The organism is Thalassospira sp. (genome assembly GCF_002709775.1).
Classification (GTDB): domain Bacteria; phylum Pseudomonadota; class Alphaproteobacteria; order Rhodospirillales; family Thalassospiraceae; genus Thalassospira.
In genome coordinates, this window is the sequence record NZ_PAQR01000011.1 from 95,002 (window position 1) to 121,160 (window position 26,159).

The 26,159-nt window shown below is 56.5% G+C and carries 21 protein-coding genes; 7 read left to right on the forward strand and 14 right to left on the reverse strand.

Annotated elements, in window-relative coordinates:
* Positions 1-222 precede the first annotated feature (222 nt).
* Positions 223-3,228, forward strand: a complete 3,006-nt coding sequence (locus tag CMO10_RS06400) for a sensor domain-containing protein (RefSeq protein WP_297019831.1) — start codon at positions 223-225, stop codon at positions 3,226-3,228.
* A 78-nt stretch (positions 3,229-3,306) separates the two neighbouring features.
* On the opposite strand, the gene CMO10_RS06405 is transcribed toward CMO10_RS06400, so the two are convergent.
* Together CMO10_RS06405 and CMO10_RS06410 are read right to left on the reverse strand one after the other, a co-directional pair.
* Complete coding sequence (locus CMO10_RS06405; protein ID WP_297019833.1) at positions 3,307-3,951, reverse strand: Crp/Fnr family transcriptional regulator; 645 nt, start codon at positions 3,949-3,951, stop codon at positions 3,307-3,309.
* A 208-nt stretch (positions 3,952-4,159) separates the two neighbouring features.
* Positions 4,160-4,606 carry a DUF2946 family protein gene (locus tag CMO10_RS06410; protein WP_297019835.1) on the reverse strand — a complete coding sequence of 149 codons (447 nt, stop codon included), beginning with the start codon at positions 4,604-4,606 and terminating at the stop codon, positions 4,160-4,162.
* A 263-nt stretch (positions 4,607-4,869) separates the two neighbouring features.
* On the opposite strand from CMO10_RS06410, the gene CMO10_RS06415 reads away from it, so the two are divergent.
* Complete coding sequence (locus CMO10_RS06415; protein ID WP_297019838.1) at positions 4,870-5,439, forward strand: HdeD family acid-resistance protein; 570 nt, start codon at positions 4,870-4,872, stop codon at positions 5,437-5,439.
* A 26-nt stretch (positions 5,440-5,465) separates the two neighbouring features.
* Entirely contained in the window at positions 5,466-7,397 is a 1,932-nt protein-coding gene (locus CMO10_RS06420) for a heavy metal translocating P-type ATPase (RefSeq protein ID WP_297019840.1), read from the forward strand.
* On the opposite strand, the gene CMO10_RS06425 is transcribed toward CMO10_RS06420, so the two are convergent.
* Positions 7,394-10,165 (reverse strand): ATP-dependent DNA helicase, encoded by a 2,772-nt coding sequence (locus CMO10_RS06425; protein WP_297019842.1) that lies wholly within the window; start codon positions 10,163-10,165, stop codon positions 7,394-7,396. The two genes, CMO10_RS06420 and CMO10_RS06425, sit on opposite strands and share 4 nt — an antisense overlap.
* 101 nt (positions 10,166-10,266) lie before the next feature.
* Between CMO10_RS06425 and CMO10_RS06430 the strand changes: the two genes are divergently transcribed.
* A complete protein-coding gene (locus tag CMO10_RS06430) occupies positions 10,267-11,121 on the forward strand; it encodes an AraC family transcriptional regulator (RefSeq protein WP_297019845.1) in 855 nt (284 codons plus the stop codon).
* Between the two features lie 106 nt (positions 11,122-11,227).
* On the opposite strand, the gene CMO10_RS06435 is transcribed toward CMO10_RS06430, so the two are convergent.
* The 4 genes from CMO10_RS06435 to CMO10_RS06450 all read right to left on the reverse strand — a co-directional run bounded on the left by CMO10_RS06435 (position 11,228) and on the right by CMO10_RS06450 (position 14,566).
* Positions 11,228-11,830 (reverse strand): LysE family translocator, encoded by a 603-nt coding sequence (locus CMO10_RS06435; protein WP_297019848.1) that lies wholly within the window; start codon positions 11,828-11,830, stop codon positions 11,228-11,230.
* 110 nt (positions 11,831-11,940) lie between these two features.
* Positions 11,941-12,396 carry a YqaA family protein gene (locus tag CMO10_RS06440; RefSeq protein WP_297019850.1) on the reverse strand — a complete coding sequence of 152 codons (456 nt, stop codon included), beginning with the start codon at positions 12,394-12,396 and terminating at the stop codon, positions 11,941-11,943.
* A gap of 109 nt (positions 12,397-12,505) precedes the next feature.
* Entirely contained in the window at positions 12,506-13,528 is a 1,023-nt protein-coding gene (pdxA, locus tag CMO10_RS06445) for a 4-hydroxythreonine-4-phosphate dehydrogenase PdxA (protein WP_297019852.1), read from the reverse strand.
* Between the two features lie 33 nt (positions 13,529-13,561).
* The gene (locus CMO10_RS06450) at positions 13,562-14,566 is read right to left on the reverse strand and encodes a 2-keto-3-deoxygluconate permease (protein WP_297019853.1); all 1,005 of its coding nucleotides are present in this window, start codon (positions 14,564-14,566) and stop codon (positions 13,562-13,564) included.
* A 212-nt stretch (positions 14,567-14,778) separates the two neighbouring features.
* On the opposite strand from CMO10_RS06450, the gene CMO10_RS06455 reads away from it, so the two are divergent.
* Together CMO10_RS06455 and CMO10_RS06460 are read left to right on the forward strand one after the other, a co-directional pair.
* On the forward strand, positions 14,779-15,561 hold the full coding sequence (locus CMO10_RS06455) for a DeoR/GlpR family DNA-binding transcription regulator (protein ID WP_297019855.1): 783 nt from the start codon (positions 14,779-14,781) through the stop codon (positions 15,559-15,561).
* Positions 15,561-16,598, forward strand: a complete 1,038-nt coding sequence (locus tag CMO10_RS06460) for a four-carbon acid sugar kinase family protein (RefSeq protein WP_297019857.1) — start codon at positions 15,561-15,563, stop codon at positions 16,596-16,598. Before CMO10_RS06455 ends, CMO10_RS06460 begins: the two co-directional genes overlap by 1 nt.
* 104 nt (positions 16,599-16,702) lie before the next feature.
* Here CMO10_RS06460 and CMO10_RS06465 read toward each other — a convergent pair whose 3' ends face one another.
* Together CMO10_RS06465 and CMO10_RS06470 are read right to left on the reverse strand one after the other, a co-directional pair.
* Positions 16,703-17,128 carry an organic hydroperoxide resistance protein gene (locus tag CMO10_RS06465; protein WP_297019860.1) on the reverse strand — a complete coding sequence of 142 codons (426 nt, stop codon included), beginning with the start codon at positions 17,126-17,128 and terminating at the stop codon, positions 16,703-16,705.
* 122 nt (positions 17,129-17,250) lie between these two features.
* On the reverse strand, positions 17,251-18,282 hold the full coding sequence (locus CMO10_RS06470; RefSeq protein ID WP_297019862.1) for an alpha/beta hydrolase: 1,032 nt from the start codon (positions 18,280-18,282) through the stop codon (positions 17,251-17,253).
* Between the two features lie 288 nt (positions 18,283-18,570).
* Between CMO10_RS06470 and CMO10_RS06475 the strand changes: the two genes are divergently transcribed.
* Complete coding sequence (locus CMO10_RS06475) at positions 18,571-19,029, forward strand: MarR family winged helix-turn-helix transcriptional regulator (protein ID WP_297019864.1); 459 nt, start codon at positions 18,571-18,573, stop codon at positions 19,027-19,029.
* 6 nt (positions 19,030-19,035) lie between these two features.
* Here the strand turns inward: CMO10_RS06475 and CMO10_RS06480 are convergent, their stop codons facing one another.
* The 5 genes from CMO10_RS06480 to CMO10_RS06500 form a co-directional block, all read right to left on the reverse strand.
* Positions 19,036-19,461: a DUF1801 domain-containing protein gene (locus CMO10_RS06480; RefSeq protein ID WP_297019866.1), complete on the reverse strand. Its 426-nt coding sequence runs from the start codon at positions 19,459-19,461 to the stop codon at positions 19,036-19,038.
* Positions 19,461-19,868: an MAPEG family protein gene (locus CMO10_RS06485; RefSeq protein WP_297019867.1), complete on the reverse strand. Its 408-nt coding sequence runs from the start codon at positions 19,866-19,868 to the stop codon at positions 19,461-19,463. The genes CMO10_RS06480 and CMO10_RS06485 overlap by 1 nt, the downstream gene beginning before the upstream one ends.
* 139 nt (positions 19,869-20,007) lie before the next feature.
* Positions 20,008-22,083 (reverse strand): methyl-accepting chemotaxis protein, encoded by a 2,076-nt coding sequence (locus CMO10_RS06490; protein WP_297019869.1) that lies wholly within the window; start codon positions 22,081-22,083, stop codon positions 20,008-20,010.
* A 165-nt stretch (positions 22,084-22,248) separates the two neighbouring features.
* Positions 22,249-24,687, reverse strand: coding sequence for a two-component system response regulator (locus CMO10_RS06495; protein WP_297019871.1), 2,439 nt, complete (start codon positions 24,685-24,687; stop codon positions 22,249-22,251).
* A 5-nt stretch (positions 24,688-24,692) separates the two neighbouring features.
* Complete coding sequence (locus CMO10_RS06500) at positions 24,693-25,751, reverse strand: sensor histidine kinase (RefSeq protein WP_297019873.1); 1,059 nt, start codon at positions 25,749-25,751, stop codon at positions 24,693-24,695.
* Positions 25,752-26,159: the final 408 nt, after the last annotated feature.

Below are 26,159 nucleotides of genomic sequence, written 5' to 3' on the forward strand. Positions count from 1 at the left end.
CTATAAAAATGCAAGCGGAATGATTGGGGTTATTGGCTCTCGTCGGGGAAAATTTGGCTTTGCACTGCATGGGGTAGCAGTTATGGTCGCGCAGCGACAACAAACATGACGAATAAAGCCGCTATGGGAGACATCAACGCAATCGATTCCGTCGGTACGTTGACGGCGTTGATCAGCCACCTGTGTTTGCCGTCTGGAGCATATGATCCAGACGAAGGGCGAATGCTTGTAAACGCGGCCTGGCGCGACACCTATGATCATGGCGTGCAGGTTGGTCAGTGGGTTTCGCCTGATGTTGTCGAAGGCCTGTGCGATCCGATCAAGGAATTGTCCGAGCGCCTTCTTGAAAATCATGGATATCATCATGTCGCCTGCGGTTTCCGAGATACCGCGCGCATTATCTTTGGCTGGTCGCTGACCATCGGTCGCCGGACTTTTATCCGCTTTACGATTATTGATGCCAATGTGTCTTCGGGGATCGGATCGCTGATCTCCCCGCTGCCGGTCTTGCTGGTTGAACATAATGGTCGGCTCCGCAGTGCCAACCGCGCGGCCGAACAGCTCGCACTTGAGATGGGGCTTTCTTCGCCGCTTGATCTGACGCACCCGAATGACCAGCGCCCATTGGTCAGCGAAAATGGTCCGCAGTTTGATTCTGATAACACCCGGACCATGCATTACGGGCAGCGGTTCTTCTTCTGGCAATATATCACGCTTGATACATCGGGCTGTCTGGTGCTGTTCGGGCAGGAACGCACGCGCGAGGAAAGCTATCGCCGCGCGCTTGAACATGCCGTGCATGGCATTATCGAACTCAATGCCGAAGGCACCATTACCAGTGTGAACGAAGAAACCGCGTCACTGTTTAATTATGATTCCGTGCGCGAACTGACGCAGGCCTATTTCCGTCATCCGGAAACGTTTTATGCCAGCGACAACGACCGCGTTCAGCTCAGACGCGACCTTGCATCGGGCAAGGGGGTGCATGCCCGCGATCTTGAAATGCGCCGTGCCGATGGCAGCCAGCTCTGGGTGCGGGTGAATGCCACCGAAATTCGCGGCGAAGGCGGGGTGTTGCTGGGGTACAGTGTCACCATCACCGACATTACCAAAAGCCGGCAGGCAGAATATGATTTGCGCCGCCGTCAGGAACGCTATCGTGCACTGGTACAAACAGCTGGCAGCGTGATCATGTTCCTCGACGCCGAGGGACGCATTCTTGAATATAACCGCGAATGCGAATGGACATTTGGCTATTCCTGGATGGAGGCCGCCGGGCAGAACTTCTTTGACTTCCTGCTGGTCGAGGATGACCGTGCGCGGGTCCGCATGGCGGTGCGCCGGTTGCTGTCAGGCGAAATCATCAAGGACGAAGTCTTCTCGTTCAAGCGCCGTGATGGTGAAGTGCGTTTGTTGCAATGGAATGCACGCGCGCATTTCGGCGAGGATGGCGATGTTGCCGGTGTGATCTGCATCGGGCAGGACGTGACGGAAAAGCTTTCCGTCGAACGCGCATTGCGCCACGCCGAAGAAAAATTCCGCGGCATTTTCGAAAACTCGGCCGAGGGCCTGTTCCAGAGCATTCCGCTTGGTCGTGTGCATTCGGCCAACCCGGCATTCGCATCGATCCTTGGTTATGAAACGGTCGACGAGCTGATCAACAAGGAACAGGATTGGTCATTCCATTACCTGAACCCGGTCAGCCGTTTGCGCATCACCGGCCGGTTGCTGCGCGATGGGGCTGTGCACGGATTTGAAACCGAAATGCGCCGGGCCGATGGCAAGATCATCTGGGTCGAGGAAAATGCCCGACTGGTCCGTGATGATCAGGGACGCCCGGTTCTGATTGATGGATCGATCACCGACATTACCGATCGCAAACGCAGCGAAGCCCGCATTCAGTTCCTGGCCCATCATGATGGCCTGACGGGGCTTCCCAACCGCACCTTGTTCCAGGAACGTCTGGCAGCGGCAGTCGAGCGCAGCAAGCGCGAACGCAGCCACTTTGTCCTGATGATGTTTGATCTTGATAACTTCAAGGACATTAATGACACGCTGGGCCATCCGATCGGCGACCTACTCTTGCAGGGGGTGGGGGAGCGCATGCGGGTTTGCCTGCGTAATGAGGACGTGGTTGCGCGACTTGGTGGGGATGAATTTGCTGTCCTGATCCATGAACCCGGCTCGGTCGAGGAAGTGACCTTTGTTGCGCAGCGCTTGATCGAACGTGTTTCCGAGCGTTTCATGCTTGATGGCAACGAAGTGCAGGCATCGACGTCTGTTGGGATATGCATGTATCCGCAGGATGGTCGCGATGAAAAGGACCTGCTGCGTAATGCCGATCTGGCGCTTTATTGCTCCAAGGCCGAAGGGCGCAATCGCTATCACTTCTTTGAACCTAAGCTTCAGGTCGAGGTTCAGGAACGCAAGGCGATGGAACGCGACCTCAGCCATGCGATTGAAAATGACGAGCTCGAGCTTTTCTATCAGCCGATCATTGATATTGGCGGTCATCGTATCATCGGCATGGAAGCCCTGGTGCGCTGGTTCAGCCCATCCCGTGGGCAGGTCAGCCCGGTTGATTTCATCCCGGTGGCCGAACGCATGGGCATCATTGCCGATATCGGCAAATGGGTTTTGAACCGTGCCTGCGAACAGACCAAGGCATGGCGTGATGCTGGCTATGGCGATCTGACGATTTCGGTCAATCTGTCGCCGCTTGAGCTGGCCCGTCATGAAGACTTGATCGAAAGTGTCGGCGAAGTGCTTGCGCGCACCGAACTCGATCCCCATCAGTTGCAGTTCGAAGTAACCGAGGGGGCGGTTATGGACAACCCGCGCGAAGCGGCCATCACGCTGGGCATCCTGCGTAATCAGGGCATCCGGATTGCGATTGATGATTTCGGCACGGGCTATTCGTCACTCGCCTATCTCAAACGTTTCCCGGTGGACAAGATCAAGATCGACCGTTCGTTTATCATTGATATCGACAGTTCCGATGGCAATGCGGCCATCGTGCGTGCGGTGGTGTTCCTTGCACGATCATTTGGCATGGCGGTCAATGTCGAAGGCATTGAAACCGAAACCCAGCTTGAACATATCGCCTCCGAAGGTGTTGATGAGGTTCAGGGCTTCTATTTCAGCAAGCCGATCAATGCGGGCGATATGGAAAACCTGCTCAAGGCCAATCTGACCTCGCCAGCGCAGTTCCCGATCGCGCAGTCCTGATCAAGGCGTATAAGGCGCGCACAAACGCGGCTTGAAAGAAAAACGCACCGGAAATTGTCCCGGTGCGTTTTTGTCGTTTCAGGCCGCGGTTTGCTGTTGCGGCTCACCTGCGACCTTACACAGTTTGTCGCGATCAATACGCATGGTCGATGGCATGCGCGGATTGCGCACAATCGCCCCTTCGCGTTTCAGATTGGCGATCATGCGACTGGCCGTTTCGGTCGTGGTGGCGACAATATTGCCAAGCTTTTCGCGGTTGGGCAGTGCTACCAGATCATTATGGGCTGACCATAACAGGAACCGGCAAATCCGGCGCATGGCCGAACCTGTGCCAAAGCTGATCTTGAGCTGCTGGCCATCCATGACCTCGCTTGCCAGAAGCGACATCATTGCGGCTTGCGCGCGGGCGTCATTTTGCTGGGCAAGGCGGACCCGCTGGATCGGGATACGTTTGATCACCGACGGTGCGATGGTTTCAATCACCAATGACGGGTCGGTCACAGCCAGCATTTCAAGGCCGATCGCATCACCGGGACGATAGACGCGACAAACCTGTCTTTCGCCCTGTTCGGTGTATTTGCAGCGCAAAGCCAGTCCGGCCTGCACAATGTAAACATATGTGTGGTCCTCGGCGTGGTGGCCAATGCTGGCATCTGCCGGCAATGTTAAAACGGCGGGTTCAGCAAGTTTTTCCAATAGGTGCAAGGCGTCGTCTTTGTTCATGGGGATCTCCCATTGGCAAATTTACAGATACGCGGCAAAGCCGTCGCGTATCGACACCAGTCTGTGAACCGGGGAATGCCCGGTATGCGCCGGTTTTCGGCTGAAAAAAGGTTTCAGATCGGATGCAGGGCCACGCACTTTAGATACAGCTGTGGCGTCAAAGGACCATCAAGACCGCGGGATAGAGCAGCCGCAATCAGAAACCGGATCAGATCACCACAGGCGGTGCACGTGGCGACGCTGCAATCGGGCAAAAGTCATGCAGGCGTGCGGTGATGTGAAGGGCAGTGACCTTGTTCGATAGGCGCACCCGATGAACCAGCGGCAATTCCGGTTCAACCGGCATGCCAGCCGCATGGTTGCCAAGGCCGCAACTCGCACACTGGAAACCGTCAAAGGCGTCCGAGCTGTGCGGATTGGCAGCGCGATCTTCGGCAAGGTCGGCTGGAACCGAAATGGTCTTGATGCCATTCGCGGTGCAGATGATCAGTGGGACATAGGTTTGGGAAACTTCTGTGTTGGCTGTCGGCACCGCTTCAAGGGCGACCGGCGCATGCATGAAGCCGAAGAACAGCGCGTTAACCAGCAACAACCACGCCACACAAAGTGACAGCGTGCGTCTGGCAGCCAGGCAGTTTAACGGCGTGTAATACACGAGTTTCCATCCCGATTGGAAAGCTTGTGAATTTGAATAAACCCTTGAAAGCGCCCTGTCAAAGCCTGCGATAGTGAACCAGTTATCACCATTTTTTTATAATCGTTTCAGAAAAGGCCGCGGGCGCTTGCATTGCGGTCTTTTGGTTCGTCCGGTCAAGCCGAAACCGGGAACTTGTTCTATTCTCAAAGCGTTGGGTTTATACTTCGAAGCAATTTCAAGTTGATGTTGCTGCGCCCCATAGCAGTCAGGAGCACCTTACCATGACCTTGATCGTCAATGACGGAACGCCGGAAATGCGTGGCCTTTTGGAAAAGGGGCGCAAACGTTTGCGTACGGTCGGGATTGTGATGCTGATCCTGGGGGTGCTGGCAGTGGCCTTTCCCTTTGTGACGACAATTGCCTTTAAAACCGTGATTGGCTGGCTGTTTCTGATCGGGGCGCTTGGCCATTTTTATGGTGCCTGGAATGCCGATACGCCCACACGCCGCAGCCTTGATGTCATTCAGGGCGCTGTCTTTGCGCTGATCGGTGGGTGGCTTGCCTTCATGCCGGAAGGCGGCATTGTGACGCTGACGGTCCTTTTGGCGATTGCCTTTCTCTTGCATGGTCTTTTTGAAACCATGATGGCGCTTTGGCTCAAACAGTTCCCGGGATGGAAATGGATGCTGCTTTCGGGCGGGATTTCGGTTCTGGCCGGTATCCTGATCTTTGCCAAATTGCCAAGCTCGGCAACATGGGCAATCGGTTTGCTGCTGGGCATCAACCTGCTATCGTCAGGGTTCAGTTACCTGATGGTATCCATGGCGATGGGTACGGTTTCGCGCCCCTGATCTGTCGCGCATATGAGGGATAAGGCATGGCAAAGGCGGCACCTGTTGGTGTTAAGGCAGGCGTTCTTGAACGGTGTGACGATGCGCTTTCGACACCTGCCCTGAACCACGCCATTCTGATTGTCACCCTGCTTGCCATGGCGGCCCACTTCGTCCTGATGTTTGTCGGGCCCGAGGTGATGCTTGGCCAACGCACCGCTGATCTTCCGCTTTTCATTCTGTTTGCCTTGGGCGGGTTGCCCATTCTGGGGCAACTGGCGATCAAGCTTTTGCGCCGTGAAATGGGGGCGGATTTTCTTGCCGCAATTTCCTTTGTCACCGGTGTGGTGCTGGCGGAATATCTGGCTGCCAGCCTGATCATTCTGATGCTGACCGGCGGGCAGGTTTTGGAAAGCTATGCCATGCGCAAGGCATCCTCGGCACTCAATGCCCTTGCCAAGCGTATGCCAAGTGTCGCGCACCGCAAATCCGAGGATGGCGAGATTGCCGACATCGCGATTGACGATATCCAGATTGGCGATCTGATCGCGGTCTTTCCCCATGAAACGGCACCGGCGGATGGTGTGGTCGTTGATGGCCATGGCAGCATGGATGAGAGTTATCTGACCGGGGAGCCCTATGTGGTGGCCAAGGCGCCGGGCACCAATGTGCTGTCGGGGGCAATCAATGGCGAGGCGGTGCTGGTCATTCGGGCGGAAAAGCGCGCGAAAGATTCCCGCTATGCCCAGATCATGGATGTCATGGCCGAGGCGGAGCAAAAACGCCCGCGCATCCGCCGTCTTGGTGATCAGATCGGGGCGTGGTTTGCCCCGGCGGCCCTTTTGTTCGCGATCTTGGTCGGCTACATCAGCGGCGATTCATCGCGTTTTCTCGCGGTGCTGGTGGTGGCGACACCCTGTCCGCTTCTGATTGCCATTCCGATCACGGTGATGAGTGCGATTTCGATTGCCGCCCGGCGCGGCATTGTCGTGCGTGATCCGACCGTTCTGGAAAGCTTGCCGACCTGCCAGACGGCGATTTTCGATAAGACCGGCACGCTCACCTATGGCCGACCGGAACTGGTGGAGGTTCTGGCGGGGCCGGAATTTGATGGCGATCTTGTCTTGCGGTTGGCCGCCAGTCTGGAACGTTATTCCAAGCATCCGCTGGCCTCGGCCGTTTTGACCGCAGCACGTGACCGCAAACTTCCGCTTGATGAGGTCAATCACGCCTCGGAAAAGCCGGGGCAGGGGTTAAGCGGGCAGGTCGATGGCCACGAAGTCGCCGTTACCCATCGCAACAAACTGATGAAGTCCGATCCCGAGATCGCGCGGCTTTTGCCCGATACGGCGGCCGGGCTTGAATGCGTTGTGCTGGTCGATGGCAAATATGGCGCGACCTTCCGCTTCCGCGATACGCCGCGCGCCGAGGGCGAAAGCTTCGTCGGTCATCTGGGCGAAATCCATCACTTCAACAAGGTGATGCTGCTTTCCGGTGATCGCGAAAGCGAGGTCAGCTATCTTTCCGAACTGCTCGGCATTTCCGAAAGCCTGGCGTCACAAAGCCCGGAGCAGAAAGTCGCCATCGTCCGCGAAGAAACCGCCAAGGCCCCAACCCTTTTCATGGGCGATGGCATCAATGATGCCCCGGCACTGGCCGTTGCCACGGTCGGTATCGCCTTTGGCAAGGAAAGTGCCGTTACCGCCGATGCCGCCGGTGTGGTAATTCCCGAGGCATCACTGGTTACAGTCGATGAGCTGCTTCACATCAGCATGGCGATGCGCCGCATCCTTTTGCAAAGCGTGATCGGCGGCATGGTGCTGTCCATCGTCGCGATGGGCTTTGCCGCAGGCGGCTATATCACCCCGGTCGCAGGGGCGCTGCTTCAGGAAGGCATTGATGTGATCGCGATCCTCAATGCACTGAGGTTGGCAATTGCGCACGATATTGATGCCGATATTCACGAGGATACGTTTTAGGCGTCGTCATTCCGCAAAAACGCCCGCGTCTGCTCAATCGCTTCACGCAGGCCGACACGCTGGACTTCGACGTCTTCCGGGAAGGCGCCCAGAAGTCGTGATGGCATGCGGTTATCAAGCAGGACAAACACCCCGCGATCTTCTGCGCGCCGGACAAGGCGGCCAAATGCCTGCTTCATGCGAAGCCTTGTGAGCATGTCGTCATAGCGCGCACCGTGGAAGGCAGATTTTCGCGCACGGTGCAGGATATCGGGGCGCGGCCAGGGCACTCGGTCAAAGACGATCAGGCGCAAGCTATCACCCGGCACATCGACACCGTCACGCACCGCATCTGTCCCAAGCAAGCAGGCGTCGCGTTCGACCCGGAAAATGTCGATGAGTGTCGATACATCCATGCCATCAATATGCTGGGCCAGAAGCTGCAAACCCGCATCATCCATCGGCCCGGTCAGGCGTTCATAAATCGCCCGCAGACGTGTGATGGCGGTAAACAGTCCAAGTGCGCCGCCACCCGATGCCAGAAACAGCTCGCGATAGGCGGCTGCAACATGGTCCGGGTTGTCGCGACCAAGGTCATTGACGATGAATACGCGGGTCTGTTCGGCATAGTTATACGGGCTTTTCATTGCCGCCCGGATGGCAGGCAGCGGCATGTGCGATGCCCCCGTGCGGTCCTCGGCCACGGCCCAGTCGAAATCTTCGTCACCTGTGCCATCACGGAGCGTGGCGGATGTCACCACCATGCCATGTGCGGTGGGCGCAAGCGACGTGGTCAGTGGGATGGTTGGATCCAGGTAATGGCGATGCATGCCGACATCAAAATCCCGGCCAAACTGGCGTTCAATCGCAAACCAGTCGACAAAGGTTTTTGGTGTTTTCTCCACCAGCGATGCCAGCATTTCACGCCACGCGCCGACCTGCATGATCGCGCGGCGTTCAAGCGACCGGATGGCGGCGTCAAGGCGCTGGCGTTCGGCTGAATCAAGCTCATCGGCCTTTTCGTCCAACATATGGGCGATGATCTTGATCAGCGATTTGGCGGGTTTTTCCATGGCCTCCAGCGCGCGGTCGAGATCCGCCGCACTGGCAAGAACTTCGTTGATCGCCGGTTTGCAATCGGTTTCGATCGAGTAGCCGCGATCCCCCTCGGCGGACCTTGCCATCACCTGCGCGCGAACATGGGCAAGGAATGTTTCCGCCGGGCCCTTGGCATGTTGTGAGCCGTCGTGAATGCGCGACAGCCACCCCTGTTCGGGCAAGCATTGGGCGGCGACAATCACCGCATTGACCGCATCGCGTAGCTCGTCGCGATCAAGGATCAGGGTTTCAAGCCGCTGCTTGAGACCACGGGCACGCGATGATCCCTTTTGCTCGGCACCCAGCAGCCAGCGACGGAGTTCCTGCCCCTCCATCCCGGTCAGGTGCGATGAAAATGCCTTATCTGCCGCATCAAAAAGGTGATGGCCCTCGTCAAACACATAGCGTGTGGGCATAGAGGCATCATCAAGCCCACCGAGTGCTGCCTGCACCATGACAAGCGCATGGTTGGCGACCACGATCTCGGCCGAACGGGCACGGCGCACCGTCTTTTCAACAAAGCATTTGGAATAATGCGGGCAGGCGGCATAGATGCATTCGCCGCGCTGATCGGCCAGCGCCCCGGTAAAGCGGTTGCCGAGCAGTTCGGTCAGCCAGGCGGGGAAATCCCCCCCGACCATATCGCCATCGCGGGTATGCGAGGCCCAGCGGGCAATCAGGCCAAGCGGGGTGGCTTGATGCGGTTGTTGGGCAAGCGGCCTTTGCGCTTCTTCGAAATTAAGCAGGCAGAAATAGTTTTCCCGGCCCTTGCGCACGACGGCCTTCAGGCGCTTGTCCTTGGGGTCGTCATACAGGCGATCAAGTTCCTGATCGATCTGGCGTTGCAGGTTGCGGGTATAGGTCGAAATCCACACTGCACCGTCATTCTTCTGCGCCCAAAGGGATGCCGGGGCGACATAGCCCAATGTCTTGCCGGTACCCGTTCCGGCCTCGGCCAAGACGATATTGGGCGCGCCATCATGCAGACGCGGGCCAAAGGCGGAGCAAACAGAAGACGCATAGTCAGCCTGTTGCGGGCGCTCTTCCGCCCCTTCGCCAAGAAGCTCCTTCAGGCGTTTACGCGCATCCTTGGGATCAACCGGATGGTTGGCCGGTGGGGGTGGCGGGGCATGCTCGGCCCATTCGCCCAATTTCTTCCAGACCTTGAGCCCCTCATACACCGCATAGCGGTGCGGGCCATCGCCATCGGCACCGAGCGCCGCCAGAACCGACACACCCCACGGCCAATGACCGCGCGCCATCGGCCATGCGATGGATAGTGCCGGACCACGTTTGTTGCGATGAAGGGTGGCGAGTTCCTGCAAAAGGCGCTTCATGGCCTCTGCCAGTGCCTCTGCCTGACCAATCAGGTCATCTGCCGGTTTCTGTCCCGTCGCAAGGGCAATACCGCGCGGGGTCGGCACACAGAATTGTGCCGGGCGGACAAAGGCAAACAATTCCAACAGGTCATGGGCCGGAAACGGATCGGATTTCAGGCGTCGGGCACAGGCCGGGGTATGAACCAGAATGGGGCGCGATGACCGGGCGCGCTTGGCAGCAGCCCCGTGCGGGAGTTCCTCAATCTCGCCATCGGGCGATAAAAACACGGCATGACGCAATCCAACGACCATGACAGGGGCGTTGGGTGGCATGAAACGCGGTTGGGACTCTTCGGAACGATCATCGAACATTTGGGGCACTATAAGCAGACAGCGACAGTGGCGCCACCGGGGAAATTGACCTATCTTGGAATTTATAAAGCAAATACCCGATGACAAGAAGACGGACCGCAATGGCAACCCCCAATACCCGCAATCAGCATTTCTGGCGCGACGACGCCATGCCGTTCGTCGAGCTCAGGCGCGTGGTTGACGGGCATTCGGTTTGTTATGAACGCCACAGCCATGACACCTTTTCGATTGGCACGGTGAAGGGGGGCTTCAGCACCTATTGGAACCGGGGCAAGACCCATGAAACCCAAGCAGGATCGGTTGTGATCCTTAATCCCGAGGACGTGCATGGCTGCAACCCGGTCAAGGGGGCGGATTGGGTTTATGACATGCTGTTTGTCGATCCGGACTGGCTGCTTGATCTTCAGATTGAACTCGATGCCGATGCGGCCGGGAAGTTCGCGATGTTTTCCGACACGCTGAGCCATGATCCGCATCTTTATGACGGCTTGCTGGATCTCGCCGATACGCTGGCCAATCCGGATGTGGATATTCTCGGCAAGGAAACGGCGATGGTGTCGTTCTTTGGTGATCTGCATGTGAAGCTTGATCGGCGCGGGGTGCTGGATGGTGCGGCGGGGGTTACTGGCGCGCTCCATGATCGCAAGATGGCACGTGTGGGCGAATATATCCGCACCCATTGTGCGAAGAATATCGGGCTTGATGAACTGGCCGGGTTGGTTGGCTATTCGCGGTCGCACCTGGTGCGGGCGTTTAAAAAGGCCTTTGGCATGACGCCTTATGCCTATCTGATCAATTGCCGGGTCCAGCGCGCGCGTCATGCGCTTAGGCAGGGCGAAAAGATCGTTGATGTTGCCCTTGAAACCGGCTTTGCCGACCAGGCGCATTTCCAGCGCATTTTCAAACGACTGATGGCGACCACACCCCGGCAATATGCCCGCGCGCAAGCCGCGTAAGTTGGAGCTGTGGATGCCCGCTTTCGCGGGCATGACAGGTAAGGCTCAGTTATACTGTCATTCCCGCGAAGGCGGGAATCTCTCGCCGGATGTGGTGCAGGCGGATTTATCCCAAAACCAGATAAGCGGCACTGGCGATCAAAAGCACCGCCATCGCCCGGTTGAATGCCCGAATGCGTGATGGCTCGCCAAGGAAGCGCGACAAAAACGCGCCGGTATAGGCCCAGCACGCGACCGAAGCAAAACAGATCACGAAATAGATCGCGGTAAATTCCCAGATCAATGCGGGCGCGCCGGACGCAGCATAGGCGCCCATCCCGGCAATCGATGCCAGCCAGGCCTTGGGATTGACCCATTGCATGATGGCCCCGGTGATGGCCTTCGGCCCGGATGCCGCATCGCCCTTGCCCAGTTCGCCGTTCGAGGTCGCCAGTTTCCACGCCATGAAAAGCAGGAACGCCACGCCGGCCCATTGAATGACGGTGGTCAGTTGCGGGAAGGCGTCCAGCATTTCATGCAGACCTAATCCGATCAAAAGCAATAACAGGCAAAAGCCCGCTGTCGCGCCAAACACAAGGCGAAGTGATGGGCGAAAGCCATATTGCACACCCGAACTCAGCACCAGAATATTGACCGGTCCCGGCGTGATGGAGGCTGCCAAGGCAAAGGCTGCCATGGAAAGATAAAGGCTGAGTGTGGCGCTGAGCATGCGTGGTGTTTCCTCATTGATCGGCATTCTGTGGGGAAGGAGCCGTGTTTGTTATCAAGGAGGATGGCAAATGCGCGTCGGGAATTATTGAACGATATTGCTCAGGCAGTCTAAATGCCGAATGCCTCGGCCAGTGCAGATGCGCCACCGGCAATCATGGCATAGCGCGCCGCCTTGCCAATCGTCACCAGAATGATGAAGGGCACAAAGCGTACGCGCATCACCCCGGCAAACAGCGTCAGCGGATCACCAATGATCGGAAGCCAGGCGAGCAACAGCGACCAAAGCCCGTATTTGGCAAACCAGCGCGATGCCCGATCAAGGGCCTCTGCCGATACGGGAAACCAGCGCTTGTGTTTGAAATGCTCGGCATAAAGACCAAGCCACCAGTTCACCAAAGACCCCAAAACATTGCCAGCGGTTGCGATAACAACAAGCAGCCATACCGCATGATCACCAGACGCAATGAGGGCAGCCAAAGCCGCCTCGGAAGTGCCGGGCAGGATGGTTGCGGATGTCAGGGCCGAGAAAAAGAGGCCGGCATAAAGGGCTAGTTCGGTGCTCATCCCCATCAGTTAGCGTGCTTTTGGGGGCTGGTCCAGCAGGATCGGGCGCAAAGAAAAAGCCCGACCGTGAACGGCCGGGCTTTGAGATTAAGTCTTGGCAAGTTGCTGCTTAGGCAACCGGGCCAATTGCCCGATCCTGTGGGGCAAGCTGCACGCCATACCGGATGGCTGCCACCAGGCTTTCGTAGCTGGCGATGCCTTTACCGGCGATATCGAACGCTGTGCCGTGATCGACCGATGTGCGGATGATCCCTCCCTTCAGGCCGACGGTGATGTTGACACCCTCGTCAATCGACTGAACCTTGACCGGGCCGTGACCCTGATCGTGATAGCAGGCAACAATGACATCGAAGTCACCGCGGGTCGCACGGTAAAACAGGGTGTCGGCCGGAAGCGGTCCCTGAACATCGATGCCTTCCTTCTGGGCGCGTTCGATGCCGGGGATGAGTTTTTCCTCTTCCTCGCCTTCGCCAAACAGGCCGTTTTCACCGGCATGCGGATTGATGCCGCAAACCGCAATGCGCGGCGATGTCTGACCGGCCTTGGACAAGGTGTCGTGGGCCAGTTTGATGACCTGATAAGTGCGTTCGGGATTGATGCGACGGATCGCTTCAAGCAGACCGACATGAGTGGTCAGGTGAATGACCTTCATTTTCGGGGTCGCCAGCATCATCGAATAGCTGTCGGTCCCGGTCAGTTCTGCCAGAATTTCGGTATGACCAGGGAAGATATGCCCGCCGGCATGCAGGGCTTCCTTGTTGAGCGGAGCGGTGACAATCGCTGCCACGCGCTCTGCCTTGGCCATATCGATTGCAGCACTCAGATATTCAAAGGCGGCATGACCGGCCTTGGCATTGACCTTGCCAAATGGCAGATCGCCAAGATCAAAACCCGGATCAGCGCACAGAACGGTGCCCATTTCCGGTTCCTGCGGGACCGGGTCGGATGGCAGGAATGTCTTGATATCGAATTTTGCACCAACAATGTCGCGGGCGATGGCAAGTTTGGCCGCATCACCAATCACGATCGGACGGGCCATTTCATAGGTCTGCGGATCGTCCACTGTGCGGGCGACGATTTCCGGGCCTACACCACAAACATCGCCCATGGTGATTGCTACGATCGGTTTCATGTTAATACCTTCTTTTATCTGGGTGCCGGGGACTTAGGCGGTTGTTTCGCTTGTCCCGGCGGTGTCGTCTTCCTTGTCCTCGGTCAGGCCCGTCAGATCGGTGCGTTTGACCAGGAACGAAATATAGATGGGCAACAGGATGGCCGTTGTAACGGTCGAAGCAGCTACCTGAACCGTTGCAAGATCGGCCAGCTGACCAAACAGCGGGTTGGCCGCGGCAATTGCCATCGGGGTCGCAACAGCGTTTCCGGCGGTCGAGCCTTCGGATGCGCCGACGATCGGGTTCCATTTAAAGAAGCGGAAGACCAGATAGCCGACCGTACCGGTGATAAAGACCGTCATCAGGCCGATCAGGATACCGGCAAGACCACCTTCGATGATCGCCTGGAAATCGATGCCCATGCCCAGTGCAAAGGCAAAGAACGGGATCAGCATGTCGCTGCCCTTGGCAAGAAAGCGGCGCAATTCGTGATCAAGGTTGCCAAGAACCATACCGACTACGATCGGCAGCAGGACGGCAACAAAGGAGATGATCGAGAAGAAACCTTCGACAAAGCCCATGGCGCCAAACACGGTCAGTGCAATCATGGTCAGGAACGGGCCATCATTGAGCGCAAGGATCGAATAGGCCGCCTTGTCATCGGCTTTGCCGTACTGGCCAACAATCGCGACGTAAAGACCACCGTTGGAGTTGGTCATCGCTGCGATGATGGCAATCGGCACCATGCCAAAGAACAGACCGCCGCTATCGGCCATGGCATAGGCCAGAAGACCAACAGCGGCACCGGCAATCCATTTCACGACAAGAAGGGTAACACCCTTGGCGGCGGCTGTGCCGACATTGGAAAGGGTGATTTGCGCACCTGCACAGAGCAGGAACAGCGCGATCAGCGCGCTTGCGCTATTGACGAAAAGGGCTTCGGTGAAGTTGCCGATGCGCAAAAGGTCAGGAGCAAAGGTGTTGATGGTGGCGCCAAGCAAAAGCGGCACGATCATCATGCCACCTGGGATGCGTTCAAGGCTTTGTTTGATTCTCATGGTTTCCTCCCGGAGAACAGACTTTGGGGCGATTTGTTTTCCCGTTTGATTTTGATTTCGGGTGGGAGAAAATGACACTAAATGAAACTTATTGGAAGAAAATATTGCCAAAAAGTGGGCGACGTTGCGCTATTTGCACGTTTATGGAAGTTATTGGCTCGTCTTGGCGTGGGGAAATGTGCTATCACTCTGAAAAAATCGAGGAGACGATCATGTTGCCAGCCAAGCGACGTGCCAGAATCATTGAATTCCTCCGCCGCGAGGAAATGGCATCTTTAAAGGAACTGGCCGAACGGCTGGACATGTCTGTGTCGACGATTCGGCGCGATGTGGAATATCTTTGCACGACAGGCCATCTGACGCGCACCCATGGTGGCGCAATGATGAATGTCAGCGACCGCAAGGGGTTCGAGCCGGAAGCGGCAATTTCATCCGAACTTGAAAGTGATGCCAAGCTGCGCATCGGGAAACGGGCCGCTGCCCTGATCCAGCCGGGCCAGACGGTGCTAATGGATAGCGGCACGACAACCGTGGCAGCCGCCGAGGCGCTGGTTGCACGCGATGTGCCGTTCACCGCCGTTACCAACGATCTTTCAATTGCGTCCATTTTCTCCCAAAGCCGTACCATAAATACCTTTGTGGCCGGCGGGAATGTCCGTCCGGGATCATCGACTTTGCTGGGGGCGTCAGCAGTTCGCATGATCGAACAATTGCGCGCCGATATCGCAATCATCGGGGCGCATGCAGTATCGACGGAAGGTCTTTCGGATTCATCGATCGAGCTTTGCGAAGTCAAGCGCGCCATCATTTCGGCAGCGGAGTTCGTGGTCTTGCTGGTCGATAGCAGCAAGTTTTTCAGCCGCAGTTTCAGCCTGTTTGGTGCACTTGAAGACATCGGGCTGATTATTACTGATGACCGGATTGATCCGGAAATCCTCAAAGAGCTCAAACAGCGCAACATACCGGTCGAGATGGTATCAGAAGAGGTAGCCTAATGAGTGACGTGCGTATTCTGGCCGATGATTTTACCGGTGCCCTTGACGCAGCAGCCCCGTTTGCATCCCCGGATGCACCCGTAAAACTGGTCTTGTCGCGCGATGTGGCCAGTGGAGCCAAACTTACGATCAGCAGTGAAAGCCGTGACTTGCCTGTCGCTGAAAGCAGTGCTGCAGTTGACCGGGCCTATCATCTGCTTGGTGGGGACGCGGCCGGGGCGACGCGGGATGCGACGAAGCCGACTATCTGGTTTAAAAAGGTCGATAGTGTACTTCGCGGCAATTCGATTTCCGAAACCATCGAGATGATGCGTCACGGCAAGTTTTCCGCCTGCATCTTTGCGCCAGCCTTTCCTGAAATGGGACGGCGTACCCGCGATGGCATGCATGAAGTCCGCGATGGGGAAAATTGGGGGCCAGCATCGGTTCACGATCTGCGCGCGGCCTTTGCCGAGCAGGGTGTTGATGCCAGTATTTTCTCTGACGACTGTCCCGTTGAGGGTGTTGTCATTGGCAATGCGCTTGCGCAGTCCGATCTTGATGTTCTGGTCGCGCGGTGCCGTGATCTGCCAAATGTGCTGTGGGCCGGAAGCCGCGGTCTGGCGCAGGCATTGATGCCGGAATTCAAAAGTCAGTCCCAACCGCGTTTGTCGGTCATCATTGCCGGAACCGCACATTCGGTGACCCGCAAGCAGGTGGCAAATGCCGTTACCAAAGGACTTGGCAAGCTTGAAGATGGTCCTGTCCTGCTTGATCCCGTTCCGACGGCAAAGGATGCAGCGGCAACGACGGCTGCATTGATGCGTGATGTTCCCAACCTGTCCGTGCGACCAGGCACCGGGCTTATGGTGATTGGCGGCGATACCCTGTCAGCCGTGCTTGCCGCCAGCAAGGCGGAAACGATGGCCTGTCTTGGTGAAATTGCACCGGGTTTGCCGGTGTCGCGTATTTTGGGCGGGCAGTTCGACGGGGTTGAGGTTGTTACAAAGTCGGGCGGCTTTGGTGATGACGCCCTGCTTGAACGGCTAATGGGGTGATCTCCAGAACGAAAAAGAAAAGGCCCGGTGCGGGGTAACACCGGGCCTGAAATTGCCGGTCAGCAGTTTGGGGGGGAGCTGACCAGCAGGGGGGAGCTTGTGCTTTATGCGATCACGGACGCAACATCGACATTGCCGCGTGTCGCATTCGAATACGGGCAGATCTTGTGGGCTTCTTCGACGAGTTTTTCAGCCTCGGCCTTGTCAAGGCCCGGAAGCGAAACCTTGAGCGTCACGGCAAGGCCAAAGCCGCCTTCATCGCGCGGGCCGATCCCGACTTCGGCCGTGACCGAAACATCATTGGGGACCTTCGGGCCGCCCTGGGATGACACGAATTTCATCGCACCGATAAAGCAGGCCGAATAGCCCATGGCAAACAGCTGCTCGGGGTTATTGCCGTCCCCGCCTGCGCCGCCAAGTTCCTTTGGCGTGGTCAGCTTGACATCGAGCGAGCCGTCATCGGTTTTCGCCCGGCCATCACGGCCGCCGGTGGCAGAAGCGCTTGCGGTATATTTTACATCAACAGACATGGTTTCATCCTTTGTTTGAACGTTGGTTCGACTTGGTGAGAACCCGGCTGCGATACCTTCATATGTCGCCGGGGGTGAGCAGGTGTAAGAGCACCTGCCCGAAAGAGGGTGAAAGTTTTGTGTCACTCGCCATGCAAGGCATTGCGCAGATACTGACCAGCTTGGGCGATTGCGCCTTTGGCAGCCGGGGTGTCGGCAAGGGCATTGAGCATGACAAAGTCATGGATTGTGCCGTTGTAGCGGGTGACCGTGACATCAACGCCAGCCTGGCTGAGTTTGCGGGCATAGGCTTCGCCTTCATCTCGCAGCACGTCATTTTCTGCGGTGATCACAAGGGCAGGCGCCTGTCCGGCAAGCTGTTCGGCACTTGCGTGGATCGGGGTTATTTTCGGATCCTTACGATCAGCGCCTTCGGGCAGGTACTGGTTCCAGAACCATTCCATCGCAGGTTCGGTCAACCACGGTCCATTGGCAAATTCGGTGTAGGATCCGTTGTCAAAATCAGCATCGGTTACCGGGTAGAATAGTACCTGGGCCGTGATTTCCGGGCCGTTGCGTTCTTTTGCCAGAAGCGAGACCACCGCGGTCATGTTGCCGCCCACACTGTCACCGGCAATCGCCAGACGGGTCGGGTCAACATTAAGCTGTTCACTGTGATCAGCAACGTATCGGGTGACAGCATAATCCTGTTCGATCGCAATCGGATAGCGGGCCTCGGGCGAGCGTTCGTAATCAACAAACACCAAGGCCGCATTGGCACGTACGGAAAGCTCGCGTACCAGACGATCATGGGTGCCAGTATCGCCCATCACCCAGCCTGCGCCGTGGAAGTAAACGATCACGGGAAGGCGTTCGGTATTGCCTGCCGGGCGGATGATGCGAACTTTGGTTTCACCGGTCGGTCCGACCGCAAAGACGGTGTCAGTGATATCAACGGCCGGCTTGGCAGCCTCGCCGGACTGCGCACCTGACAGAACATTGCGTGCTTCGGGCGGGGTCAGGGTATAGATGGCCGGACCGCCGGATGCCTCAAGCACATTAATGAAGTTCTGGGTTGCGGGTTCAAGAACCGGGTTTGCGAATGCTGCAGTGCTAGCCAGCGAGGTGGACAATGCGAGTGCCGCAGCTGCAACTTTGGATTTGAATGTGGTCATCGGTCTTATCCTTTGCTGGGCCGTCCGATGGGGCGGCGTTGTGTTTTGATGAATTATGTATCGCACACAATTAAATCGTGTACGATATAAATATATGAAACGCAGCCATGCAATAAAATCGTTTGATATTAAATCGTGCGCGATTTAATTTATCCGGCTTTGAAATTTTCAGGCCAGGTTGCGTGAGCCTGTTTCACGAATTATGGTTTGGCATAGAACTGTTGGTTTTCGGGTGGTTTGGTCCCGATGACGCCCCCGAAAATGCCCCAAGGATCAAGGACCCACCCGATGGCAGACGCCCCGAAAGAAGACCTGCTTCAGCTTGAAAAACTTCTGTGCTTTTCGGTTTATTCGGCAAGCCATGCCTTTAACCGCATCTATAAGCCGCTTCTGGATGAGCTTGGTCTGACCTATCCGCAATATCTGGTGATGGTATCCCTGTGGCAGGAAGATAATCAGTCAGTGCGCAGCATCGGCGAGAAGATGTATCTGGAATCAAGCACGCTGACGCCCCTTCTGAAACGGCTGGAGGCTGCTGATCTTGTGTCGCGTAAACGCGATCCAAAGGATGAACGGTCCGTGCGGGTCAGCTTGACCGAGGCGGGTGCCGCCCTTCGCACGAAGGCCGAAAAGATCCCGACCTGTATTCTCGAAGCCACCGGACTTGATCTTGAAACGGCCAAACGCCTGCATCGCGATTTGCGCTCGATGCGCAATCATCTTGAGGCGAGCGCTGTGAAGGGGTGACCCAGCTCAGGAGTTCGTCTTTTTGCGATCAAGATGGTAGGTCAGCGCCCAGCCAAGCGCTGTTTTGATTGCTGGTTCGGGCAAGGGGTGATCAAGCGGCAGGATAATCGCACGGTTGCCTTCGGTGGCAAGATCGGCCGAAAGCAGGCTACGGGTGCGATCAATCAGATCGGTTTTGCAGTCAAAAAAGATCATCACCTGATCAGGTGTTTGGGGTTTCCAGTCAGCCCGGATGGTAGTGCCTGATCCCGATTTCGGCCGCCAGGCCGGTTCACCCCATTTGAGGCTTTCTGTCACCGGACCGACCCCATCGATTTCGCCAGCCAGTTCAAAGACCCAGTCGCGGATCGACATCAATGCCCGTCGGGCCGCAGCCGGGCAGGCATTGAACTTGGCCGCAACCTCGGGGCTGGCGAAATCACCTGATCCCATTACATGCCCGCAGCACTGAGATTGCCAAAGGACTGGATCAGCAGCCAGACACCACAGACCGCAAGCGTGATGTGCTGCATGACCATGGCGGGCGCGATGATCCGTTTGGACCGTTTGAGTGTGCCAATCGCATGCAAAAGCCGACTTGCAATCAAAATGGCCGCAACAATCCAGATAATATCAGAGGTCGCAAGGATCGCCTCGATGGCAAGAATCAAAAGAACGCAAAGTGGTGCATTCTCAACGAAATTGCCGTGCGCCCGAATACGCCGGCGCAGGGTGTTGTCATCACCATCGCCGCTCAGCACCCCGACCTGGGCGCGCCGGACAGAGACCATCAGGCTAAGCCCGGTCAGCATCAAAACAAAAACGGCGGTGATGCAGATGGTTACAGGAAGTGGCAGCATTGAACGGTTCCCGAATTGTTGGGGCAAATTGTAATTGGCAAAGGTAATTCAATCACTGAATGATGTGGGGATCAAACAAAAGGACGACACCAGAAACGATGCCGTCCTTTGTGATGTGTTATTTGAACTTCCCGAAAGCCTAGATGTTCCGCAGGCGATCAAGGAAGTTTCTGACCTGTTCATCAAGATTGCGGGCTTCTTGTGCGAGTTGGGTCGCCCCGGCCTGCACGTTTGACGCCGCTTCACCGGTTTCCTGGGATGTGTTGCGGACAATCCCGATAGAGGATGAAACTTCGTTGGTACCAGCTGCTGCCTGTTGGACGTTGCTGGAAATTTCGGCGGTGGCAGCGCCTTGCTCCTCGACTGCCGAGGCAATGGCTGTCGCGATCTCGTTGATGTTGGAAATCGTTTCCGTCACCTTTTCGATGGCACCAACCGTATTCTGGGTTTCCGACTGGATCGACCCGATCTGTTGGGCAATGTCGTCGGTTGCCTTGGCTGTCTGCGTGGCAAGGTTTTTGACTTCCTGTGCCACAACGGCAAAGCCTTTACCTGCTTCGCCTGCGCGGGCAGCCTCGATTGTGGCGTTGAGCGCAAGCAGGTTGGTTTGGGCAGCGATGTCGTTAATCAGGCTGACGACTTCGCCAATACGATCGGCGGCCTCGGCAAGGCCGGTGACCATCGCATTGGCGCGCGATGCTTCCTCGACGGCTGTGGAGGATATGTCGGACGATTTTGCCACTTGGGAGCTGATTTCCTGAATGGAGGCGGAAAGTTCCTCAGTCGCGGATGCCACTGTCTGGACATTGGCACTGGCTTCGTCGGCGGCGGCTGCGACAACAACGGCCTGTTCGGAGCTTTCATCTGCGGCCCGGCGCATCTGGCGCGATACGCTTTCCATATTTTCCGAACTATCGGAAACATTGACCACGATGGACCCAACCGACTTTTCAAACTCGTCGGCCATCTGCAGGCGGGCGCGATTGCGTGCTTCGCTTGCCTTCTGCTCGGCTTCAAGCTTTTCACGTTCGGCCTTTTGCATGCCGGCCGAGGCCTCCTTGAAGGCCTCAAGCGCCTTGGCAATGGCACCAATTTCGTCGTTTCGTTTCAGATAGGGGATCGATACGTCGAAATTACCACTCTGCAGATGATCAATCACGCCCGCGACACGGGTCATCGGGCGGGAAACAAGGCTTCTGGTCGACAGAAGAACCACGGCAATCACGATGGCAAGCAGGATGATCCCGCCGATTAGCGTGGTGTTGCGCAAGCTTTCTGCAGGCGCATAAACCGTATTATGCGGGACATTGACGACAACGCCCCACTGGTTGGGATAGCCGGCGATCTCGACAGGGACAATCATGTGCAACATCTCGTCGTCATCGACCCGCGTCGGATTGCCGCTTTTCATTGCGTCAAGAATTGCCGCCTGCACGGTGTTATCAGCACTCAGCGTCGTACCACGGATTTCCGGGTCCTCATGGGCAACCCATGTGCCCTGGGCCGAGACCAGGTTGACTGTTCCGGTTCCGAACGGGGTCAATTCGGCAAAGCGTTCCGAAAGCGCATTCAGTTCAAGGTCGACGCCAAGAACCCCCAGAAAATCGCCAGCGGGATTCTGGACGGGATAGACGAACGAGGTCAGGACCACATCGCGCCCCTGAATGTCATAGGTAATGGCGTCGGTGACATAGGGCTGATTGGTATCGCGCGGGGCGGTGTAATACTCGTTGATTTCGGGGTTATCGAGGCCGGTCAGGTGATAGGGCGTGATGCCTTCGCCAAAATTGTAATAGTAGGTAACGTACTGACCGCTGCCATCGCCAAACGGTTCGCCTTCGTCCTTATAGTCGGCATCCTTGCCATCAAGGGCATTGGGCTCGAACCCGGACCAGGCCCCGGCAAGGGTCGGATTGTCGATCAGGGTACGATTGAGAATTTCGTTATAGGCCTTGCGATCAACGCCGCCTTGATCGCGGATGGCGCGAAACGCGCCGGCAAGATTTTTGGCGACCCTCATGCCGCTATTGAGAACACTACCAGCCTGTTCCGCGTGATGGTTTGCAACCGCGCGCGCCTCACCAACGGTGAGTTCTTCGGTGGTCTGGTTTGTCTGAAGCGTTTGAAGCGAGATGCCCGCAATGAGGCAGATGGCAATTGCCAAGGCGCTGACAAATGTAAGTTTTGCGCCAAGTGACAGAGAGGAGAAGTTCATTCGGCTGTCCTTCTGACCTATGCGTTCGAGGAGTAAAACGCATTTTGACAAAGCACCAGCCAACTCAATGGCTTGGTGGGGCAAACAGGCACGGCACGTCAAAGTGCTATTCTAAAGTAGAATATCCTGTAAGGAAAGCGCCTCAGAAGGTTTCGATTGTGAAAATTAAAATACTCGAGACTTGCCAATCACCGGGGCAAAGACTTCGTCGGCGGGGATAGGTTTGCCAAACAGGAAGCCCTGTAATTCGATGCCGGGCACGGCGCGCAGGAATTCATACTGCTTTTTGGTTTCGACCCCTTCGGCGGTGATCTGAAGGCTCAGCGCATCGGCCATGGCGAGCATGGCGGTGATCAGGGCAACATCGTCACTGTTGCCCGGCAGGCCTTTGACAAAGGCGCGGTCAATCTTGATGCGGCTGATCGGAAGGCTTTTGATCGACCGCAGGCAGGAATAACCCGTGCCGAAATCATCAATCGCCAGCGATACCCCGACCGCGCGCAAATCATGCAGGGTCTGGATCATGCTGACTTCGTCCTGGATCATGCTTTCGGTGACCTCGATTTCAAGGTCCTCGGCCGGAAGGCCTGCCATGGCCAGTTCATGGGCAACCGTATCGGCAAAGCCCGGTTGTTGCATCTGGCGCACCGAAACATTGACCGCCATGCGAAGCTTTTGACCATGTTCATCCTGCCAGCGGCGCGCCTGACGGCAGGCTTCACCCAGAACCCAGTCGCCGATTTCCAGAATAAGTCCGCTTTTTTCCGCAATTGGGATGATTTCATGCGGGCCGACAAGACCTTGTGTCGGATGGTTCCAACGCAGCAACGCCTCGACCCCGACCATATCGCCACTCGCACCATCAATTTGCGGCTGGTAATGCAAAACGAGTTCTTCGTTTTCAAGACCGCGCCGTAATTCAAGGGAGCGGGTCATGTAATGGGTGGCATTGGCCGTCATTTCCGGTTCATAGAGCGCACAGGTCCGCCGACCGCGGTCCTTGGCGGCGTACATCGCGGTATCGGCAAGGCGGATCAGGTCGTGCGATGAATGACCGTGGATCGGATAAAGCGATATGCCGATACTGGCCGAAATATTCATCTCATGGCCGCTGATATAGAACGGGCGTTGCAATTCCTGAATAATCTTCTGCGCCAGATTGGCGGCCGCCGTTTCATTGGGGATGTTTTCGCGAATGATCAGGAATTCGTCACCGCCCAGCCGCGAGATGGTATCGGTGCGTTCGGTAATGCCCTTGATCCGGGTTGCGGCAATCAGAATGACCTGATCACCAGCAGCATGACCGAGCGTGTCATTGATCGTTTTGAAATTATCAATATCAAGAAACAGGCAGGCAACCATGGTGCCGCTGGGCTCGCACCGTTCAATTGCGCGGTTCAGGCGGTCGGTCGCAAGCAAGCGGTTGGGCAGGCTGGTGAGCCCGTCATACTGGGCAAGATAGTGCAATTCCTGTTCGGCCTGCCGGATGGCGGTACGGTCCGAGACGATCATCACAAAGTGGGTCAGTTCGTTTTCTTCGTTTTCAACAGCGATCACCTGCAGGGCCAGCGAGATCGGATTGCCCTTCGCATTGCGGGTATCAAGATCGCGGTGCCAGTGACGGCGTGCGCCGACGCCAGCGAACAGTTCCTGAAAGAACTCGGCGGGATGTTCGTTGGGCGAGAAGAAGTAGGGGGGCTTTTGCAGGGTGTTTTGTTCTGTATCGCCCGTGATCCGGTAATAGGCCTTGTTGGCGTTGGTGACGTTGAGTTCCGGATCAAGGATCAGAATGCCGTCCTGGGTGGTTTCAAACACGGTCATCGCTTCGCGCAGCTTGTCCTGCGTCAGGCGTTGATCGGTGATGTCCTGCATCATGCCGATGATGCGCCGTGATCCGGTGCGTTCATCGCCGAACGATTTCCCGCGTGCCCGAAGCCAGCGATAATTCTGATCGAGATCAAGACTGCGGAAAACGACGTCATAAAATTCGCCATGGGCAACTGCATAGGCAAAGGCCTTATGCACCATGTCGCGGTCTTCAGATGCAACACGTTCAAGAAACGCATCCCAGCTTTCGGTGACGGTTTCGGCATCCTGATTAAGATCGAAATTGCCAAGACCGGTGCAGTGCATCTGACGCGTGCCGACATCAATTTCCCAGCAGCTCATCTGTGCAGCGGTCATGGCAAGAGATAGACGGTGCTGACTTTCCGACAGGGCACGCTCGGCCGTGCGCCGTTCAAGTGCCATCTGGATGGTGGCATGCAATTCGCGATCGGAAAACGGTTTGATCAGATAGCCATAGGGGCGGGTCTTTTGCGCGCGCGCCAAGGTTGCGTCTTCGGAATGGGCCGAAAGATATATGACCGGGATCATCAGATTTTCCGGGATACCCGCCGCCGTTTCAATGCCGTCAATATCACCGTCAATCCGGATATCCATCAGGATGATGTCAGGCGGATCTTCGTTGATTGCGGCCAGCGCATCCTCGCCGCGGGTATGGGCGCTTGTGCGTTCGTATCCCAGTTTTTCGAGCTGCTTGCGCAGATGTAGCGCAATAATGCGCTCGTCCTCGACAATCATGACATGGACAGGATGGGGCATCGCGTTCAGCTCCCTATCCTGAATGAGATGACGAAGGTTGTGTCTTGATCGGTCAGGACATCAATGTCGCCGCCAATCTGATCGACAAGCAGTTCGATCAGTTGCAGGCCAAGGCCTTCTGTGGTGCCGAGCTTGAAGTTATCGGGCATGCCGCGCCCGTTATCGGACACCCGAAGCTCAACCACATCGGCATCGATCATTTTCGTCGATACTTCGATCTGGCCTTCTGTACCGTCCGGGAAGCCGTGCTTAAGCGCGTTGGTGATCAGCTCATTGGCAATCAAGCCGCACGGAACCGCCTGATCAATGGCAAGCTGTACATCAGCCAAATTGCTTTCGACCCGAACCCGGGTGATGTCGACATTGAAGGTCGCAAGCAGGGAAGAAATCAGGCTTTCACAGAAATCTGCAAAATTGACCTTGGCGATGTCTTCGCTTTGATAAAGCGACTGGTGAATTTGCGCCATCGACCGCACGCGGTTGCAGCTGTCGATCAGCGCTTCGCGGGCCTGCACATCAATCACCGAGGATGTCTGCATATCGAGAAGGCTGTGGATGATCTGCAGGTTGTTTTTAACCCGATGGTGGACCTCTGACAGCAGGGTTTCCTTTTCCCGCAGCGATCGCGCGATCTGCTCCTCGCGGTGTTTGCGTTCGGAAATGTCGGAGATCGCAGCAAGGATTTGCATGTTTTCCCCGTCTGAAATCGGATTGAGGCCGATCTCGACAGGGAACTCACTGCCATCCTTGCGCAGCGCATAAAGATCACGACCCGCCCCCATAGGACGCGGGTTGGGATGATTGGTGTAGGAGCCGCGCAAATTGGGGTGGCCTGCGCGAAAGCGTTCCGGAACCAGCATCTCGATCGGTTGGCCGAGCAACTCGCTACGGGCATAACCGAAAATGATTTCGGTCTGGGCATTGACCATTTCCATGGTCCCGTCCGTGCCGATCAGGATCATGGCATTTGGCGCGTATTCGACAACGCGCTCAAACCGTTGATCCGGACTTCCCGTCGGAAAGGCATGTTCGGTGATCTGGGCACCGGTCTCTCCAAACGACATCAATACACTCCAATCTTCGTGCTTGGTTCGTCGGTCGGGTTTGCCTTGGCCTTCATTCGCAAGTGCGTGCAGGTATTAAGTTAAACTAATTCTGCATTGCAGTTCAACTCTATGGTTTTGCATAGAAAGATTATCACGATTTAAGCGTGCGACCCCTCTGTCGGATATTTGACCGCGATTGGCTAAATTCAACTACACTTAGGGGTAGCTGCGAGCCCGGCTCTTCAGGGAACAAGACAGCCATTGCTACCGGTATTTTTCCCACCAATTCCGCGATTATTTGGCTGCCATGCGCAACAGGTGCTTGATCTTGGCCCGAAGTGGGGTATAGCTTCGCGCAAACATGCGATCAGAGTGATCGCGTGTGAGGGTTCTGGCCCAACGTATATTTCCCGAGAATTAAACGAT

Bases quoted from the DNA above. Each gene is read 5' to 3' on its own strand.
- CMO10_RS06415 (WP_297019838.1), top strand. From the start codon at position 4,870: ATGACCTTGATCGTCAATGACGGAACGCCGGAAATGCGTGGCCTTTTG.
- CMO10_RS06425 (WP_297019842.1), bottom strand. From the start codon at position 10,165: ATGTTCGATGATCGTTCCGAAGAGTCCCAACCGCGTTTCATGCCACCC.
- pdxA (WP_297019852.1), bottom strand. From the start codon at position 13,528: ATGAAACCGATCGTAGCAATCACCATGGGCGATGTTTGTGGTGTAGGC.
- CMO10_RS06435 (WP_297019848.1), bottom strand. From the start codon at position 11,830: ATGCTCAGCGCCACACTCAGCCTTTATCTTTCCATGGCAGCCTTTGCC.
- CMO10_RS06450 (WP_297019853.1), bottom strand. From the start codon at position 14,566: ATGAGAATCAAACAAAGCCTTGAACGCATCCCAGGTGGCATGATGATC.
- CMO10_RS06430 (WP_297019845.1), top strand. From the start codon at position 10,267: ATGGCAACCCCCAATACCCGCAATCAGCATTTCTGGCGCGACGACGCC.
- CMO10_RS06440 (WP_297019850.1), bottom strand. From the start codon at position 12,396: ATGAGCACCGAACTAGCCCTTTATGCCGGCCTCTTTTTCTCGGCCCTG.
- CMO10_RS06465 (WP_297019860.1), bottom strand. From the start codon at position 17,128: ATGTCTGTTGATGTAAAATATACCGCAAGCGCTTCTGCCACCGGCGGC.
- CMO10_RS06420 (WP_297019840.1), top strand. From the start codon at position 5,466: ATGGCAAAGGCGGCACCTGTTGGTGTTAAGGCAGGCGTTCTTGAACGG.
- CMO10_RS06460 (WP_297019857.1), top strand. From the start codon at position 15,561: ATGAGTGACGTGCGTATTCTGGCCGATGATTTTACCGGTGCCCTTGAC.
- CMO10_RS06405 (WP_297019833.1), bottom strand. From the start codon at position 3,951: ATGAACAAAGACGACGCCTTGCACCTATTGGAAAAACTTGCTGAACCC.
- CMO10_RS06500 (WP_297019873.1), bottom strand. From the start codon at position 25,751: ATGTCGTTTGGAGAGACCGGTGCCCAGATCACCGAACATGCCTTTCCG.
- CMO10_RS06490 (WP_297019869.1), bottom strand. From the start codon at position 22,083: ATGAACTTCTCCTCTCTGTCACTTGGCGCAAAACTTACATTTGTCAGC.
- CMO10_RS06470 (WP_297019862.1), bottom strand. From the start codon at position 18,282: ATGACCACATTCAAATCCAAAGTTGCAGCTGCGGCACTCGCATTGTCC.
- CMO10_RS06495 (WP_297019871.1), bottom strand. From the start codon at position 24,687: ATGCCCCATCCTGTCCATGTCATGATTGTCGAGGACGAGCGCATTATT.
- CMO10_RS06485 (WP_297019867.1), bottom strand. From the start codon at position 19,868: ATGCTGCCACTTCCTGTAACCATCTGCATCACCGCCGTTTTTGTTTTG.
- CMO10_RS06475 (WP_297019864.1), top strand. From the start codon at position 18,571: ATGGCAGACGCCCCGAAAGAAGACCTGCTTCAGCTTGAAAAACTTCTG.
- CMO10_RS06455 (WP_297019855.1), top strand. From the start codon at position 14,779: ATGTTGCCAGCCAAGCGACGTGCCAGAATCATTGAATTCCTCCGCCGC.
- CMO10_RS06480 (WP_297019866.1), bottom strand. From the start codon at position 19,461: ATGGGATCAGGTGATTTCGCCAGCCCCGAGGTTGCGGCCAAGTTCAAT.
- CMO10_RS06400 (WP_297019831.1), top strand. From the start codon at position 223: ATGCTTGTAAACGCGGCCTGGCGCGACACCTATGATCATGGCGTGCAG.